Below are 17,266 nucleotides of genomic sequence, written 5' to 3'. Positions count from 1 at the left end.
CGAGACTAGGTAACCATGAGCGACCCACGGATCACCTCGTCGATCTTCACCCGCGGCGCGGTCGACCTCAGCGCGCTGCGCACCCCCGCACCGGCCCCTGCCCGTCCCGCCACACCGGCCCAGCACCCCGGAGCGCCCACCGGCGTACCCGGTGGTCCCGCCGGTGCCGGCGGCTCCGTGATCGACGTGACCGAGGCGACCATTCAGTCCGACGTTCTCGAACGCTCGCTGAACGCCCCGGTCATCGTCTTCTTCGGGGCCGCCGGATATCCGGAGAGCGACCAGTTCGCCCCGGTGCTGGAGCGGCAGGCCGCCGAGGGCGGTGGCGCCTGGACACTGGCCCGGGTCGACGTCCAGGAGAGCCCGCGAATCGCCCAGATGTTCCAGGTCCAGGGCATCCCCACGGTCTACGCCCTGTTCGGCGGCCGGCCGGTCGACGCCTTCTCCGGCGTGGTGCCCGAGGCCCAGCTGCGGCAGTGGATCCAACGGGTGCTGCAGGCCGCCGGGGTGACCGTCGAGGCGGCGGGCGACCCCCGGCTGGACGAGGCGGACGACGCGCTGATGAGCGGCGACCTGGACGCCGCCGAGCAGGCGTACCGCAAGATCCTCGCGGAGACCCCGGCGGACGCCGCGGCGGAGGCGGGGCTGGCCCAGGTCGGGCTGGCCCGGCGGGTGGCCGGCGCGGACCCGCAGGCGGCGCTCGCCGCCGCCGAGGCCGCCCCGGACGACGTGGAGGCGCAGCTGCTCGCCGCCGACGTGGAGGTGCTCAGCGGCCTGGCCGAGGCGGCGTACGCGCGGCTGGTGGCCGTGGTCCGGCGCACCGCCGGGCCGGACCGGGAGAAGGCCCGGCAGCACCTGGTGTCGCTGTTCACCGTCGCCGGCCCGGACGATCCGGCGGTCGCCTCGGCCCGCCGGGCGTTGGCCAGCGCCCTGTTCTGAGCAGGAGATCCGCAGCGCGGGCCGGCGTCGCGCCGGCCCGCCCGGGTACGGCAGCGGGCCGGCGTCCTGCCGGCCCGCACTGGTCCGGCAGGACGTGTCCGTGGAGTCGATGAGGTCGTGAGCGCCGAGCCGGGGGGAGCCCAACATGCGTCGGATCGCCGTCCTCGACGCGCCTACCAACCTCGGTCTGCGTCCGCCCACGCCGACCTCGGTGCCCGGCTGCGGCAAGGCCCCCGGCGCGCTGCGCGACCACGAGCTGGTCACTCGGCTGCGGGCCCGCGACGCCGGCTGCCTCACCCCGCCCCGGTACGACCCCGGTGACTGGCGTCCCGGTGACGGCGTCTGCCACGCCCGGGAGATCTCGGACTACTCGGTGACCCTGGCCGAGCGGATCGGCGCGATCATCGACCGGGGGGAGTTCCCGCTGGTGCTCGGCGGGGACTGCTCGGTGCTGATCGGGTCGGCGCTGGCCATGCATCGGCTCGGCGAGGCGGTCGGCGGGCGGATCGGGCTGGTCTTCGTCGACGGGCACTCCGACTTCCGGCACCCCGGCAACGCCTCCTACGTCGGCGCGGCAGCCGGCGAGGACCTCGCCCTGGTCACCGGGCGGGGCCAGGCAGACCTGGCCGCCATCGAGGGCCGTCGGCCGTACTTCCGGGACATCGACGTGGTGGTGCTCGGCATCCGGGCGCAGGACGAGTACCGTCTCGACCTCCAGGCGGCCGGCATCGTTACCCGGCCGGTGCCGGCGCTGCGGGCCGAGGGCGCGGCCCGCACCGCCCAGTGGGCACACGAGCAACTGGCCGACTGCGCCGGGTACTGGGTGCACATCGACGTCGACGTGCTCGACCCGGCGGTGATGCCGGCGGTCGACGCCCCGGACCCGGGCGGCATCGCCTTCGCCGAGCTGGAGATCCTCCTTGCCGGCCTGGTGGACACCCCGCACTGCCTCGGCGTCGAGCTGACCGTCTTCGACCCCGACTACGACCCGGAGGGGGCGTACGCGGCGGAGATCGTCAACACCCTCGTCGCCGGTCTGGCCCCGGTCTCTGCCCCGGTGGTGGTGCCGGCCTCCGTTCCGGTCGCCGCGCCGGCTGGTGTGCCGGCCTCGACGGCGGTTTCTGTACCGGCGTCGGCCGCGGCCTCCTTTCCCGGCTCCGGAGCCGCCGCCGGCTCGGCTCCCGAGGACGGCATCGGTCCTGTGCGTGCCGGTATCGGGGCTGCGACCGGCGGCACTCCTGTCGAGGCAGGCCCCGGTCAGCTGCCGGCTGGCTCGGATCCAAGCGGTGGTGTTGGCCCTGCGTCGGCAGATGCCGGCAGCCCGTCGGCGCCGTCCCAACGGGAGCCCGGCCTGGCCGAAAACCGGTGGACACCGGCACCTGCTCCGCGCGAGCCCGGAGCCGACCGGGTTCCACCGGTGGCTCCCGGAACCGACCAGGCGTGAGCGGGTCCCCTGGAACCGACCAGGCGCGAGCGGGTCCCCTGGAACCGGCCAGGCGCGAGCCGGGGTGGCCTGCGTCGAAGTTCGAACGCCCCTGCCCCGACCCCGCCCCCGCCCCCGCGCTCCTGCGCGGCCCAGGCTCCTCGCTCTCTCCGTACCCGAGCGGGGCGTAGATCTTGGACACTTACCGTTCTATCTGGACGGTAAGTGTCCAAGATTCACTGTGGGATGCGCCCAGCCCAGCCCAGCCCAGCCAGGTTGGTGCTCGCGTGGCTACGGTCCCGCTTGTCGGTGAGCGGGGTGCCCCGCTCTACCTCAGGCGTTAATAAGGGGCCCTTCCTTACCGGAGGGAGCGGAGGAAGCGGTTGGTGATCGGGACGGCGCTGTCGGTGCTGGCGCCGCCGGACTCGACGAAGACGGCGAACGCCACGTCACCCTGCCAGCCGACGAACCAGGAGTGGGTGTTGGCCGGGTCGTCGTCGTACTCGGCGGTGCCGGTCTTGCCGTGTACCGGGTCGCCGGGCACGTCGGCAAGCGTCTTCGCCGTCCCCTTGGTGACCACCTCGCGCATCATCGTGCGCAGCGGCTCGACCGACTCCGGCTTGAGCTGCGGGCCGGGGGCAGCGGCCTGCCCCGGTGCCGGGTCGAGGACCAGTTTCGGCTGCTCGAAGCGCCCCCGGGCGACGGCTGCGGTGGCTGCCGCCAGGGCCAGCGGGCTGACCAGGGTGGTGCCCTGGCCGAAGGAGGCGGCGGCCTGCTCGACCGGGGAACCACCGGCGGAGACCTTGCCGGTGAAGGCGTCGACGCCCAGGTCCCAGCTGCCCTCCAGGCCGAGCGACCGGCCGGCGGCGGCGAGCCCGTCGGGGCCGAGCTTCGGGGCCAGTGCGGCGAACGCGGTGTTGCACGAGCGGGCGAAGATGGTCCGGAACGGCACCGAGCCCAGCTCGAAGTCGTTGGAGTTCTTGAAGGAACGCCCGTCCACGGTGAACGTCTTCGGACAGTCGACCCGCCCGTCCAGGGTCACCGCGGCCTGGTCGAGCAGACCGAGGGCGCTGACCATCTTGAAGGTCGAACCGGGTGGCACCTGGGCGGAGAAGGCGAGGTTCTCGCCGGGCGCACCCGGGCCGTTGGCGGTGGCGAGCACCGCGCCGTCGCTGATCCGTACCGCGACCAGGGCGGAGCGCCGCTTCTCGGGCCGCAGCGCCGCGTCGGCCGCGTTCTGGGTGGCGACGTCCAGGGTGGTCTTCAGCGGTGCGCCCGGCTGCGGGTCCTGCCGGAACAGCTCGGTGTCGGTGGGTGCCAGTTTGCCGTCCTGCCCGGTCCGCTTGATGATCACGGCCAGCCCCGGGGTGCCGCGGAGCCGTTCGTCGTACCGGCCCTGGAGACCACCGTGGCCGACCAGGTCACCCTCGACGTACCGGTCGGGGTGGGCCTTCAGGTCGTCGGCCTGGGCCGGGTCGACCGAGCCGAGCAGGGCGCGGGCGAACTCCCGGGTCGGGGCCAGCTGCAGCTCGTCGGTGGGGAACTTGGTGCCGGGCAGGTCGTAGATGCGGGACCGGATCTGGTCGTACGCCGGTTTGCGGAGGGTGACCACCTCGACGAAGGCGTCCGGTTTGGCCTCGGCCAGGCGCTTGGGCAGGTCGCTGGTGTCCACCGGCGGAACCAGCGCCGGCTTGATCGCCTTGAACGCGGCGTCGAGCTGGCCGGCGAGTTTCCGGGCGTCGGTGACCTCGCCCGGCTGCACCCCGACCCGGACCACCGGTCGGGGGGCGACGATCGGCTCGCCGGCGCCGTCCAGGACCGCGGCCCGGGAGCTGACCTCCCGGCGCAGGCCCAGCTGGTCACCCTTGGTGAGCTGCTCGTGGACCAGCTGTGGCTCCCAGACCACCTGCCAGCCGTCGTCACCGCCGCGCTTGAGCTGGAGCTGACGGTCGTACGACCAGCCACCGCCCGGCAACGGCCAGTTGATCGCCACGGTGGCCGTGGCGGTGTCCTTGGTCACCTTCGGCTCGCCGGAGCGGCGCAGCTCCGGTGGGGTCCCGGCCAGCTCCCCGGAGAGTTCCTTGAGCTCCTGGGCCACCTGGTCGGCGCTCAGCCGGTCGCCGGTCGGCGCGACGAAACCGACCGCGCGCAGGTCACCGGAGCGCCAACCGGACAGAAAGGCGTCCACGCTGCCTTCCGGGCCGTCCGAGTCCGAACAGCCGGTCAGCACGCCGGCCGCGAGCAACACGGCGACCAGCGCGTTCTGGTACGGACGGCGGCGGTGCGGGCGGGCGCGCGGCATCGGCGTTCCTCCGGTCTCGGGTCTGTTGCGCACGTTAGTACGACCTGTCCCCCCGCACTGTCCCCGGCGGCGCGAACACGCGGAAAGACGGGCCGGTGACGGGGTGATGAAAATCCCAGGCCGGGGTATCCATCCGCCGTCCGTTCCCGTACCCACCAGGGGTGAAGGGCTTCAACCCCGATCCGGACGTCCGGTGGTCCGCCGAGCAGTACCTAGATCGGCAGGCCTAGGCTGGGCGGCAGAGTGACCCACAACGCGGTGGGTTGAGGGGAGTGCACCAATGGACCGGCGTCCGGCGATCAAACCGGGACCCGACCTCCGGCAGGCTGACACCAGCCCGGCCGACAGCTTCGATTCGGCGACCGACGGGGACGGCCCCGGCCGACTCGACACCGGAGTGACCGGCTTGACCGGTTCCAGTGTCGACACCATCTACGATCTCGGACTACCCCCGGAGGCCCTCGGCGACGACGTCGAGGACGCCGAGCTGGACGAGCCGGTGCCCAACGCGGAGCGCCTGGTGGCCCAGGCGGTCGCGCTCGCCGGGGACGACCACGACGCGGCGACCCTGGTCGGCCGGTTCTGGCGGTTCGCGCCGGACGAGGAGCTGATCGGTTTCACCGCCGAGGAGATGCTCGACGCGGCGCGGGCCCACCGGGACCTCGCCCAGCAGCGGGTCCCCGGCGAGCTGAAACTGCGCATCCACGCCCCGGGCACCGACCAGCACCACACGGTCATCGAGATCGTCACCGACGACATGCCGTTCCTGGTCGACTCGATGACGGCGCTGCTCAACTCGCACCACCTCGACGTACACATGCTGGTCCACCCGCTGGTGGTGGTCCGGCGCGAGCCGCTGGGCCGGCTGACCGAGGTGTCGGCGGACGTCGAGCCGGACGACGCGATCGCCGGGGACCTGGTCGAGAGCTGGATGCGGATCGAGATCGACCCGGTCCGCGACGCCGAGCAGCGGGACCAGCTGCGGCGGGAGCTGCAGCGGGTGCTCACCGACGTGCGGGAGGCGGTGGAGGACTGGCCGAAGATGCGTCAGCGGGCCCTGGCGCTCGCCGACGACCTCGCCTCGGCCCGGACCTCGCCGAACCGCCCGCCGGTGCCGGAGAAGGACATCACCGACTCGGTGGAGCTGCTGCGCTGGCTCGCCAACGACCACTTCACCTTCCTCGGTTACCGCGAGTACCGGCTGGTGAACGCGCCGACCGACGAGGCGGCCGGCCGGCCGGGCGGCCAGGCGTTGGAGGCGGTGCTCGGCACCGGCCTGGGCATCCTGCGCCAGGACGCCCCGGAGGCCCGTGCGCTGGCCTCGATGACGCCGGAGGCGCACGAGAAGGTGCTGGAGAAGCGCCTGCTGATCATCACCAAGGCGAACTCCCGGGCCACCGTGCACCGCTCCGCCTACCTCGACTACGTCGGCTTCAAGATCTTCGACGAGCGGGGCGAGGTGGTCGGGGAGCGGCGTTTCCTGGGCCTGTTCTCCACCGCCGCCTACCGGACCAGCGTCCGGGAGCTGCCGGTGGTGCGCCGCAAGGTGGCCGAGGTGCTGGACCGCTCCGGGCTCAGCCAGCGCAGCCACTCCGGCAAGGACCTGCTGCAGATCCTGGAGACCTACCCGCGCGACGAGCTGTTCCAGATCAAGACCGACGACCTGTACCACGCGGTGATCGGCGTGCTGCGGATGGCCGGCCGCCGGCAGCTGCGGGTCTTCCTGCGGCGCGACGCGTACGGGCGGTTCATCTCCTGCCTGATCTACCTGCCCCGGGACCGCTTCACCACCCAGAACCGGCTGCGTATGCAGGACATCCTGCTGCGTGAGCTGAACGGGGTGGGGGTCGACTACACCACCCGGGTCACCGAGTCGATGCTGGCCCGGGTGCACTTCATCGTCCGTACCGACCCGAACAACCCGCCCGGGGACATCGACGCCGACCTGCTCGCCGAGGAGCTGGCCGACGCCACCCGGCTCTGGGACGACGACTACCGGCTGGTGCTGGAACGCAAGCTCGGCGACGAGCAGGCCAAGCACCTGTTCACCAGGTACGCCGACGCCTTCCCGGAGGGCTACAAGGACGGGCACACCCCGTACGAGGCGATGAAGGACCTGGCCAAGCTGGAGCTGCTGGAGGAGTCCGGCCAGCTGGAGATGCACCTGTTCCGCAAGCAGTTGGCGCCCCGGCCGGGGGCCCGGATCCCGGGTGCGGACCTGGTCGAGGCGATGGACGTCCGGTTCAAGGTCTACCGGTACGGCGAACCGATGATGCTCTCCGCGGTGCTGCCGGTGCTGCACTCGCTGGGTGTCCGGGTGGTCGACGAGCACCCGTACGAGGTGGACCGGATCGACGGCCGGATCTGGCTGTACGACTTCGGTCTGCAACTGCCCGAGGGCCACCAGGACCTGGCCGAGGTACGCCCGCACGTGGAGAACGCCTTCGCGGCGGCGTGGCGGGGCGAGGCCGAGGTGGACGGCTTCAACGAGCTGGTGCTGCGGGCCGGGCTGACCTGGCGGCAGGTGGTGGTGCTGCGCGCCTACGCGAAGTACCTGCGCCAGGCCGGCACGGTCTTCTCGCAGGACTACGTGGAGTCCACCTTCACCGCCAACCCGCAGCTGGCCGCCCTGCTCGTCGAGCTCTTCGAGGTGCGCTTCGCGCCTGATTCGGAGCTCGACGCCGAGCAGCGGGAGCGGCGCAGCCAGGAGCTGGTGACCGCGATCGGCACCGCGCTGGACGAGGTGGCCAGCCTGGACCAGGACCGGATCCTGCGGTCGTACCTGACGTTGATCCAGGCCACCCTGCGGACCAGCTTCTACCAGAAGCGGGTCGACGGTCGGCCCAAGTCGTACGTGGCGTTGAAGCTGGACCCGCAGGCCATCCCGGACCTGCCGGCGCCCCGCCCGAAGTTCGAGATCTTCGTCTACTCGCCCCGGTTCGAGGGTGTGCACCTGCGGTTCGGGCCGGTGGCCCGGGGCGGGCTGCGCTGGTCCGACCGGCGGGAGGACTTCCGGACCGAGGTGCTCGGCCTGGTCAAGGCGCAGATGGTGAAGAACGCCGTGATCGTGCCGGTGGGTGCCAAGGGCGGCTTCGTGCTGAAGCAGAAGCCGGGCGACCGGGACGAGGCGGTGGCCTGCTACCAGGAGTTCATCTCCGCCCTGCTGGACGTCACCGACAACATCGTCAGCGGGGAGATCGTTGCGCCGGAGGACGTGGTCCGGCACGACGTCGACGACCCGTACCTGGTGGTGGCGGCGGACAAGGGCACCGCGACCTTCTCCGACATCGCCAACGAGATCTCCAAGGCGCACCGGTTCTGGCTGGGCGACGCGTTCGCCTCGGGTGGGTCGGCCGGCTACGACCACAAGAAGATGGGCATCACCGCCCGGGGCGCGTGGGAGTCGGTCAAGCGGCACTTCCGCGAGCTGGGGCACGACACCCAGAACCAGGACTTCACCGTGGTCGGCGTCGGCGACATGTCCGGTGACGTGTTCGGCAACGGGATGCTGCTCTCGGAGCACATCCGGCTGGTGGCCGCCTTCGACCACCGGCACATCTTCCTCGACCCGGACCCGGACGCGGCCAGCTCGTACGCCGAGCGCAAGCGGCTGTTCGACCTGCCCCGGTCGTCCTGGGAGGACTACGACACCGGGCTGATCTCCGCCGGTGGCGGGGTGCACCCGCGTACCGCCAAGTCCATCCCGATCACGCCGCAGGTCCGGGCGGTGCTCGGGCTCGACGAGGAGGTCGGCCAGCTCAGCCCGCAGGAGCTGATGAAGGCGATCGTCACCGCTCCGGTGGACCTGTTCTGGAACGGCGGCATCGGCACCTACGTCAAGGCCTCCAGCGAGACCAACGCGGAGGTGGGCGACAAGTCCAACGACGCGATCCGGGTGGATGGCCGGAGCCTGCGCTGCCGGGTGGTCGGCGAGGGCGGCAACCTCGGCTTCACCCAGCACGGCCGGATCGAGTACGCGATGACCGGCGGTCGGATGTACACCGACTTCATCGACAACGCGGCCGGGGTGGACTGCTCCGACCACGAGGTGAACATCAAGATCCTGCTGAACACGGCGGTCGCCGACGGGGAACTGGACGTGCCGGAGCGTGACGAGCTGCTCGCCGGGATGACCGACGAGGTCGGCGAGTTGGTGCTGCGGGACAACTACGACCAGGCCCGTGCGATCAACAACTCCCAGGCGCAGGCCAGCTCGCTGCTTCCGGTGCACCGCCGGATGATCACCGAGTTGGAGCGCTCGGGCGCACTGGACCGGGCCCTGGAGGGGCTGCCCTCGGACGAGGAGCTGACCAACCGGGCCGGCTCCGGGCTGACCGCACCGGAGTTCGCGGTGTTGCTCGCGTACGTCAAGATCGCGCTGGAGCGGGAGATCCTCACCGAGGGGATCGCGGACGAGGAGTGGACGACCGACGTCCTGGTCAACTACTTCCCGACGCCGATGCGGGAGCGGTTCGCCGACCGGATGGGGCGGCACCGGCTGCGCCGGGACATCGTGACCACCGTGCTGGTCAACGAGGCGATCAACCGGGGTGGCATCACCTTCGTCTTCCGGGTGGTCGAGGAGACCGCCGCGACGGCGGCGGACGTGATCCGGGCGTACGTGGTGGTCCGTGAGGTCTTCGGGCTGCGTGCGGTGTGGGACGCCGTCGAGGCGTTGGACAACCGGGTCGACCCGGAGTTGCAGACCAGCGTCTACCTGAACACCCGGCGGCTGCTCGACCGGGCCGTGCGGTGGCTGGTGACCAACCGGCGTTCGCCGCTGGACGTGCCGGCGGAGATCAGCCGGCTGCGCGAGGGGGTGGCCCGGCTCCTGCCGGAGCTGGAGAACCTCTTCTACGGCAGCGAGCGGGACGGGATCACCGGGCACATCGAGGCGATGGTCGAGCGTGGGCTGCCGCGCGAGTTGGCCGAGCAGGCGACCCGGCTGATGTTCAGCTTCGGTCTGCTGGACATCGTGGAGACCGCCACCCGCAGCGGTAAGGACGTGGGTGAGGTGGCCTCGGTCTACTTCGTGCTCTCCGACCGGTTCCGGGTGGACTCCCTGCTGTCCAAGATCTCCCTGCTGCCCCGGGAGGACCGCTGGCAGACGCTGGCCCGGATGGCGCTGCGCTACGACCTGTACGCGGCGTTGGCGGCGCTCACCGCGGAGGTGCTCGACTCCACTCCGCAGGGTCAGCAGCCGCTGGAGCGGGTGTTGCAGTGGGAGGAGTCCAACGCCACCTCGATCCGCCGGGCGCAGCGGGCGATGGGCGAGTTCGCCGAGTCCCGGGCGGATCTGGCCGCCCTGTCGGTGCTGCTGCGGCAGATCCGTACCCTGGTGCGGACCTCGGCCGCGGCCTGAGCGACCGGGCCGGCGCGGTCCGGGCGAGGCAGGCGGGGGACATCCCCGCTGCTCCGCCCGGCCGCGCCGGCTCACTCGGCCAGGGTGGCGAAGACGACCGTGTTGTTCAGGTACGTCCCGGCGTTCTGGTCGAACTGACCACCACAGGTGACCAGCCGTAGGCCGGGACGGTCGTTCGGGCCGTACACGAGTTGGCTGGGAAAGTCGGTCTTCGGGTACGACCGGACCGCGTCGATGGTGAAGGTGAGCGTCCGGCCGTCCTCCCGGGTGACCTGGACGGTGCCTCCGGGTTGCAGGGCGCCGAGGGACCAGAAGACGGCGGGTCCCTCCCGCGAGTCGACGTGTCCGATGATCACCGCGTTGCCCACCTCGCCGGGACTGGCACCCCGCTGGTACCACCCGGTGAGGTCGGCCTGCTCCAGCGGCGGGGTCTGGACGGTGCCGTCCGGGTTGGTGCCGAGTTCCAGGACCGAGGTGTGCACCCCGATCTGCGGGATCGACACGGTGATCGGCCGGGACCGGGGCAGCCCGGGTGCCCGCGCGCCGTCCTGCCCCGACTCCTGGGGTGCCAGATCGGGATCGGTCGCGTGCGGTCCGGCCTGGGTGACCGGAGCCGGTGGCCGGGCGGTGGGGTCGGTGCTCAGGGCGACGCCCAACAGCCCCGCCCCGACCATGGCGACGAGCAGGACGACGGCCGCGCCGGCGGCGCGCCACGGTGTCCCGTGACGGCCGCCGGCCCGGTTCGTCCGCACGTCAGACCAGGGACCCATTGGTCCGACGCCGCCGCATCAGCACGACGCCACCGAGCGCCGCCGCGCCCAGCATGCCCGCCCCGCTGGCGGCCAGGCCCGTGTCGGTGCCGGCTCCGGCGCCGCCGGCACCGGCCTCGACGCCGCCCTTGGGCAGTACGACGAGCGTGCCCTCGCCGCAGGAACCCTTGAGCTCGTAGGCGCCCGGCTCGGCGTCCCACGGGATCTTGACCTCGGCGAAGTACACGAACTCGTGCTCCTTCTCCTTGGCCTTCTCCTCGTCGGCCTTCTTGTGCTCCTCGGCCTTCTTGTGCTCCTCTTCCTTCTTGGCGTCGTCCGCGGCGCCACCGCCCCAGCCGCCGTCGGACTGCTTGCCCTCCTCGTAGGAGCCCTTGTCGCTCTCCTCGCCGCTCCAGCCGCCCCACTCCTTCTCGGCCGGCTTCTCGGCCGGGTGGAGCTTGACCTTTCCGGTCACCTCGGACCAGACGAAGGCCTCCTTCTGCGGCTCCGGGCAGACCTCGACGAGCTTGACCTTGTGCCCGGCCTTGACGACCTCGGGCTCGGCCAGCACGTAGCCCTTCTTGTGGTGCTCAGCCTCCGGCTTGGCGCCATCGGCGAAAGCGGTGGCCGGCGCGAAGACCAGCAACGACGCACCGCCGAGGGCGGCACCGGCAACGACCTTCCCGAGCATCTTGTTAGCCATGACCCCAGTCACTCCATCCCTTTTTGTCCTGAACCCGGCGGCAGCCGAGCTACGACCGACGTTAGACCGATTCGCGAGGTATGGAAGCAAAGATTCATGTTTTGCTCCTACCGGGTGAACCGCGCCGGAACGCCCCCGGACGCCGTGGTCGGGCCGGTTCGGCTTCGCCGCGCTCGACCTGCGGATCCGTTCCCCTCGCCCCGGTCTCGGTGATCCCGGCCGGCTTGACCCGGTCATGACGGTCCCGGCCGTTCTCCGGTTCGGTGTGCCGACCTGACCGGCTGGTGGGCGGCCGGGTGGGAGCGCTGGACCCACCCGGCCACCGGTGGGTCAGCGGAAGCAGTTACCGATCGGGGCGGGGCTGCCCTGGCAGTTCGTCGGGCGGTTGTCGGTGACGACGCTGCGCGGGTCCACGTTCACCCGCAGGTTCCGACCGAAGATGCCCCCGGGGGCGACCACCGAACGGTTCTCGGTCACCCGGCTGGCGAAGAGGCTGACCTGGCCACCGGAGGCGTGGATGCCGCCGCCGGTCGACGTCGCGCCCACCGCGCCGTTGCCGGTGATCTCGCTGTGCCGGACCGGAACGTTCGACCGGTCGGTGAAGAGCCCACCGCCGAAGCGGTGTGCCACGTTGGCCGTGACGACGGTTGCGTCCAGGGTGATCAGGCCCCGGGATGCCCAGACGCCACCACCGTCACCGGTGGCGAGGTTGTCGCGGACGGTCAACCCGCGCAGGGCGATCGTGGCGTCGGAGTTGGCGATGCCCCCGCCGTTGCCGGCGGTGTTGCCGGTGACCTTGGTGTCCCAGACCCGGGTCCGGGCGGAGAAACTGGCCAGACCGCCGCCCTGCGTGGCGCTGTTGTGTTCGAAGGTGCTGCCACCGATGTCGGCGGCACCCCGGAAGTTGGCCAGGCCACCGCCGATCGCGGCGGCGCTGTTGTCGCGGAAGGTGCTCCCGGTGACGGTCAGCACCCCCCCGTTCAGCAGGCCACCGCCCCGGCCGGTCCGCGCGGTGGCGGCGTTCTGGGTGAAGGTGCTGTCGGTGACGACCAGGTTGCCGTCGTTGAAGACCGCTCCGCCGCCGCCCTCGGCGGAGAAGGAGAGGCTCTGGGTGATCGTGGTGCGCTCCAGCACCGCGCTGCCGCCGTGTACGACGTGCACGCTGCCGCCCTCGGCCACCGAGCGCCCGTTCCTGAGTGTGACGTCGCTCAGCTTGAGCTCGCCCCCGTCCCGCACGGTGAAGAAACGGAACTCCGGCGCGTTGGGGTGCCGGGCGATGGTGGCGCCGTCACCCTCGATGGTGATCGGGTGGTAGACCACCGGCAGGCCGGAGCTGTTCTCCCGCCGGATCTGCTCCTTGGTCTTCGCGGTGTTGCTGCTGTTCTCCCCGTTCTCCAACTGGTCGGAGGCCTCCCGTGCGTCACGTACCCCGCCGTCGAACCGGTCGTCGTCGAAGGCTGCCTCGGTAAGCGTGTAGGTGCACTTCGGCGCGAGCCGCAGCGTGCCGCCGCCCTGGGCGTCGGCGTGCACGAGCGCGGCGACGAGCCGGGCCGGGTCGCAGGGCACGGAGACCGCTGCCGGTCCCCCGTCGGGGTGGGACCGGTTCGGGGAGTCGGCCCCGTCGGCGTCGCGCTGCCCGATCGTCGACGGCGCGGCGAGGAGCTGCCCGAGTACGTTGCCGCCACCGGCCGCGGCGGCCACCCCGGTCAGGCCGGCCGCCCCGGCGACCAGGCTGCCCGCCACCAGCCCGCCGGCCAGGAACCGTCGTCGCGTCGTCTGGGCCGTCCGGGTCCGGGGCCGACCGGAGGTCCCGCGCCACCGTTGTAACGTGGACATCACACTTCCCTGCCTTTCACGCGTGACACGGCCGCACCAAACCGGGCGCGGAGTGGCTGAGGTCCTGTCCAGTCACTGACGCCACGGTACGGCGACAAAGCGGACAAGTAGCCCCAATATGAGAAAACCATACGAATCTTCTTGCGGTTCCCTCGGGAGAGTGGAAATGACCGTCAGGTGCCGCCGTGACCTGCGAAGTGAGCGATAATTAATCGACCCGTTGCCATGGAAGCGCTCCCATGCAAGAATCGCTGCACGCGGTTAGCGGAGCCACACCGCGACAGGTAGAGCGTCGAGGGCAGCCGGTTCGCCGGTACGACACTCCGCCACCGGCCGGCCGTGCGAGCCGACCGTCACACCACCACCAAGCCCGTCCGGGTCGGGCACCCCCCGAAATCCCGTGGCACCGAAGGCCGTCCGAACGGACGTCCCCGGGGCCGTATTGCCGGGTCGAACCCAGGGCCCGGTCTCGCCCAAGGAGATCACTGGCATGAATGTGTGGAGAAGGCTGTCCGGCCAACGCCGGGCAATCGCGCTCGCCGGCGCGGGCGCCCTGGTCGCGGGCGGGCTGGTGACCCTTCCGGTCACTGCGGCGCACGCCGCGACGCAGTGTGACGTGACGTGGACGTCCAACGAGTGGCAGGGTGGCTTCACCGCCAACGTCACCATCAAGAACATCGGTGACGCGGTCAACGGCTGGACGTTGAACTGGACGTTCCCCAACAGCAGCCAGCGGGTCCAGCAGGGCTGGTCCGCCGAGATCACCCAGAGCGGTAGCCAGGTGACGGCGAAGAGCCTGTCGTACAACGGCAGCATCGCCTCCGGTGGGTCGACCAGCTTCGGCTTCAACGGCGCGTGGAGTGGCAGCAACCCGAAGCCGACCTCGTTCACCCTGAACGGCACGGTCTGCAACGGTGGCACCACCAACCCGACCACCCCGCCCACCACGCCCCCCACCACTCCGCCGACCACTCCGCCGACGACGCCGCCCACCACGCCGCCGACGACCCCGCCGCCCGGCGGGCCGCGGGTGGACAACCCCTACCTGAACGCCAAGGGGTACGTGAACCCGGAGTGGAAGGCCAAGGCCGAGTCGGTGGCCGGTGGTAACCGGGTCTCCAACAACCCGACCGCCGTCTGGATCGACCGGATCGCGGCGATCAACGGCACCCCGGACAGCAGCTCCAACGGCGCGATGGGCGTCCGGAACCACCTGGACGCGGCCCTGGCGCAGGGTGCCCAGTACATCCAGTTCGTCATCTACAACCTGCCCGGTCGCGACTGCGCCGCGCTCGCCTCCAACGGTGAGCTGAAGGCGAACGAGCTGCCCCGCTACAAGGCCGAGTACATCGACCCGATCGCGGCGATCCAGGGTGACGCCAAGTACCGCAACCTGCGGATCATCAACATCGTCGAGATCGACTCGCTGCCGAACCTGGTGACCAACACCTCCGGCAACCCGGGCGGCACCGCGATGTGTGACACGGTCAAGGCCAACGGTGCCTACGTCAACGGGGTCGGTTACGCCATCGCCAAGCTGGGCGCGATCCCGAACGTCTACAACTACATCGACGCCGGCCACCACGGCTGGCTCGGTTGGGACAGCAACTTCAGCCCGTCGGCAACCGTCCTGCGTGAGGCCGCCGGCGCGTCCGGCGCCACCCCGGCCAACGTGCACGGCTTCATCGTCAACACGGCGAACTACTCCGCGTTGAAGGAGCCGTACGTCAAGATCACCGACCAGGTGAACGGCCAGTCCGTCCGCCAGTCCAAGTGGGTCGACTGGAACTTCTACACCGACGAGCTCACCTTCGCCCAGGCGTTCCGCAACGAGCTGATCAGCAAGGGCTTCAGCTCCAGCATCGGCATGCTGATCGACACCTCCCGCAACGGCTGGGGCGGCTCGGCCCGGCCCACCGGCCCGGGCCCGTCGACCAGCGTGGACGCCTACGTCGACGGCGGTCGGGTCGACCGGCGGATCCACGCCGGCAACTGGTGCAACCAGTCCGGTGCCGGCCTGGGCGAGCGTCCCAAGGCCGCTCCGGAGCCGGGTATCGACGCCTACGTCTGGGTGAAGCCGCCGGGTGAGTCGGACGGCTCCAGCAAGGAGATCCCGAACAACGAGGGCAAGGGCTTCGACCGGATGTGCGACCCGACGTACAACGGAAACGCCCGCAACGGCTTCAGCCGTTCCGGCGCGCTGGCCGACGCCCCGATCTCGGGCGCCTGGTTCTCCGCGCAGTTCGCCGAGCTGATGCGCAACGCCTACCCGGCGCTCTGATCGGCAACGCCTGCCCGTCGCTCCGGTAGTGAGGCACCGAGCGGCAGGTCCCCCCGGGTCCCCGACCCGACCGTCACTGGTCGGGTCGGGGACCCACCCCGTCGCCCCGGATCAGGGCACCGTCCGTTCCACCGCGGCCGACCCCTGCTCGGCCAGGTCGCGCCGGGCCCGTTCGAGGTTCTCCGGGGTCGGGTCCTGACCCCGCGCGGCGACCAGGTCGGTCGGCTCCCACGGTTGTTCGCCCCCGGTACGGATGTTGTCCCCGCCGGCGCCGGTGCCGGCCCCGTACGGGTCGCCGAGCAGATCCTCGGTGGTCGGGGCGGCGTCCACCTGTTCACCCGGCTCGGCGAAACGTGGGGTGTCCGCGTCGACGCCGCCACCGGGGGTACGCAACCCGGCCACCGTCGTCTCGTCGTCCACCGCCGCAGCCACCTCGGGGCTTTCCTCCAGCGGCCGGTCGCGTCCGGCGTCCCGATCCGTCATCTCGCTGCCCTCCTGTCCCAGCGGCGTGTCCTCGTCCCACTCGCGTACCCCGCTGGACGGCGGGCATGCCGACGTGGTCCGTCCCGCTGCGCGCCGATGGCCGACGTCGGGGCGGGGTGGACACGCGAACGGCCCCGACCGATGCCGGTCGGGGCCGTTCGCGGTACGGTCCGGCGTCCGTGACGCCGTTGTGCTGCGCGTCCGTGGACGCTGCCGGGTCCGGGCGTCCGTGACGCCGGTCGGTCTAGCGGCCGAGCACCCGGTCCAGGAAGTCCCGGTACTGGCGGACCGAGACCCGCAGCTGCTCGGTGTCGGCGGAGCCGGCGTCCTGCCAGCTGCCCAGCTTCTCCTTCTGCGCGGCCAGCGCCGAGGCGAGTGCCTGGATCGCCTCGTCCACCAGGGACTGTGCCTCGCCCACGGCGGCCTTCGGGTCGTCCACGAAGCGCAGTTGGACGTCGCGCCAGCGGTCCCGGAAACCCTGTGCGGTGCCCGGGTCGAAGAGCCGTGCCGCGTCTGCCGGCACGCTCGACGAGGGCTCGTCGGCGTCGTCGAGTCCGGCCCTGCCGGTACCGGTCTCCGTGCCGGGGCCGGTGGTCAGCGTCGGACCTGCGTCGGGGTCGACCGAGGCGGCGTCGGTCCGGCCGTAGCCGGCCGCGCCCGCCGCGACGGTGCGGTCGCCCGGAACGCTGCGCAGCACCCGGTCACCGCCGTCGCGTTCCTCCGTCGGGTCGGACCGGTGGTCGCCGTCCGGGTCGGCGCGGTGCAGGCGGTCGGCCGCGGTCGGGTCGGCCCGCTCGTCGTCGAACCGGTCGGTCCGCCCGGGCGCCCCGTCACCGGGGCGGGCGGTGTCCTCCCCGCGCGGATCCCGCTCGTCCTCCGGCCGGCCACCGGCCAGCGCCGACGCGGCCACCGCGCTGCCGACCGTGGTCGCGCCGAAGGCGGTCGGCACCGGTGCGGGCTCGTGGAAGTCGTCGCTGCCACCCCGGCCGGCCCGCTCGTCGCGGACCGACGGGTCGTCGAAGGTCCCCCGGTCGTCCAGCGCGTCCTCCGGTACGCCGTCCCGACCGCCACGGTACGTACCGCCGGAGTTCGTCTCCTCCGTCGGCGGTACGGACACCGGCGTGGACCGGACGACCTCGGGCTGGTCCTTGCTCACCTGCTGCTGGTCCTGGCGCATCCTGGGCGGCC

General features: G+C 71.7%; 9 protein-coding genes and 1 pseudogene. 4 read left to right on the top strand and 6 right to left on the bottom strand.

Features of this window, described 5'->3' with window-relative positions:
• The first annotated feature begins 15 nt into the window (after window positions 1–15).
• Window positions 16–939 carry a tetratricopeptide repeat protein gene (locus ACN28G_RS20290; protein WP_421480132.1) on the top strand — a complete coding sequence of 308 codons (924 nt, stop codon included), beginning with the start codon at window positions 16–18 and terminating at the stop codon, window positions 937–939.
• Window positions 940–1,084: 145 nt separating this feature from the next.
• Window positions 1,085–1,996 (top strand): annotated as a pseudogene (locus ACN28G_RS20285) (arginase family protein); the annotation flags it as partial.
• 724 nt (window positions 1,997–2,720) lie between these two features.
• Here ACN28G_RS20285 and ACN28G_RS20280 read toward each other — a convergent pair.
• Entirely contained in the window at window positions 2,721–4,664 is a 1,944-nt protein-coding gene (locus ACN28G_RS20280) for a penicillin-binding transpeptidase domain-containing protein (protein WP_421480131.1), read from the bottom strand.
• A 280-nt stretch (window positions 4,665–4,944) separates the two neighbouring features.
• Between ACN28G_RS20280 and ACN28G_RS20275 the strand changes: the two genes are divergently transcribed.
• A complete protein-coding gene (locus tag ACN28G_RS20275; protein ID WP_421480130.1) occupies window positions 4,945–10,026 on the top strand; it encodes an NAD-glutamate dehydrogenase in 5,082 nt (1,693 codons plus the stop codon).
• Window positions 10,027–10,097: 71 nt separating this feature from the next.
• Here ACN28G_RS20275 and ACN28G_RS20270 read toward each other — a convergent pair whose 3' ends face one another.
• The 3 genes from ACN28G_RS20270 to ACN28G_RS20260 all read right to left on the bottom strand — a co-directional run bounded on the left by ACN28G_RS20270 (window position 10,098) and on the right by ACN28G_RS20260 (window position 13,314).
• Complete coding sequence (locus tag ACN28G_RS20270; RefSeq protein WP_421480129.1) at window positions 10,098–10,778, bottom strand: class F sortase; 681 nt, start codon at window positions 10,776–10,778, stop codon at window positions 10,098–10,100.
• A gap of 1 nt (window position 10,779) precedes the next feature.
• On the bottom strand, window positions 10,780–11,478 hold the full coding sequence (locus ACN28G_RS20265) for a hypothetical protein (RefSeq protein WP_091442890.1): 699 nt from the start codon (window positions 11,476–11,478) through the stop codon (window positions 10,780–10,782).
• A 330-nt stretch (window positions 11,479–11,808) separates the two neighbouring features.
• Window positions 11,809–13,314 carry a right-handed parallel beta-helix repeat-containing protein gene (locus ACN28G_RS20260; protein ID WP_421480128.1) on the bottom strand — a complete coding sequence of 502 codons (1,506 nt, stop codon included), beginning with the start codon at window positions 13,312–13,314 and terminating at the stop codon, window positions 11,809–11,811.
• Window positions 13,315–13,804: 490 nt separating this feature from the next.
• On the opposite strand from ACN28G_RS20260, the gene ACN28G_RS20255 reads away from it, so the two are divergent.
• A complete protein-coding gene (locus ACN28G_RS20255; protein ID WP_421480127.1) occupies window positions 13,805–15,595 on the top strand; it encodes a glycoside hydrolase family 6 protein in 1,791 nt (596 codons plus the stop codon).
• A gap of 111 nt (window positions 15,596–15,706) precedes the next feature.
• Here the strand turns inward: ACN28G_RS20255 and ACN28G_RS20250 are convergent, their stop codons facing one another.
• Window positions 15,707–16,078, bottom strand: a complete 372-nt coding sequence (locus ACN28G_RS20250) for a hypothetical protein (protein WP_091442884.1) — start codon at window positions 16,076–16,078, stop codon at window positions 15,707–15,709.
• Between the two features lie 244 nt (window positions 16,079–16,322).
• A complete protein-coding gene (locus ACN28G_RS20245) occupies window positions 16,323–17,255 on the bottom strand; it encodes a hypothetical protein (RefSeq protein WP_421480126.1) in 933 nt (310 codons plus the stop codon).
• Window positions 17,256–17,266: the final 11 nt, after the last annotated feature.

Source organism: Micromonospora sp. WMMA1923 (assembly GCF_049179195.1).
GTDB lineage: Bacteria > Actinomycetota > Actinomycetes > Mycobacteriales > Micromonosporaceae > Micromonospora > Micromonospora yangpuensis.
Note: the sequence above shows the minus strand (reverse complement) of the source record. Positions and strands in the feature narration are given on the sequence as shown.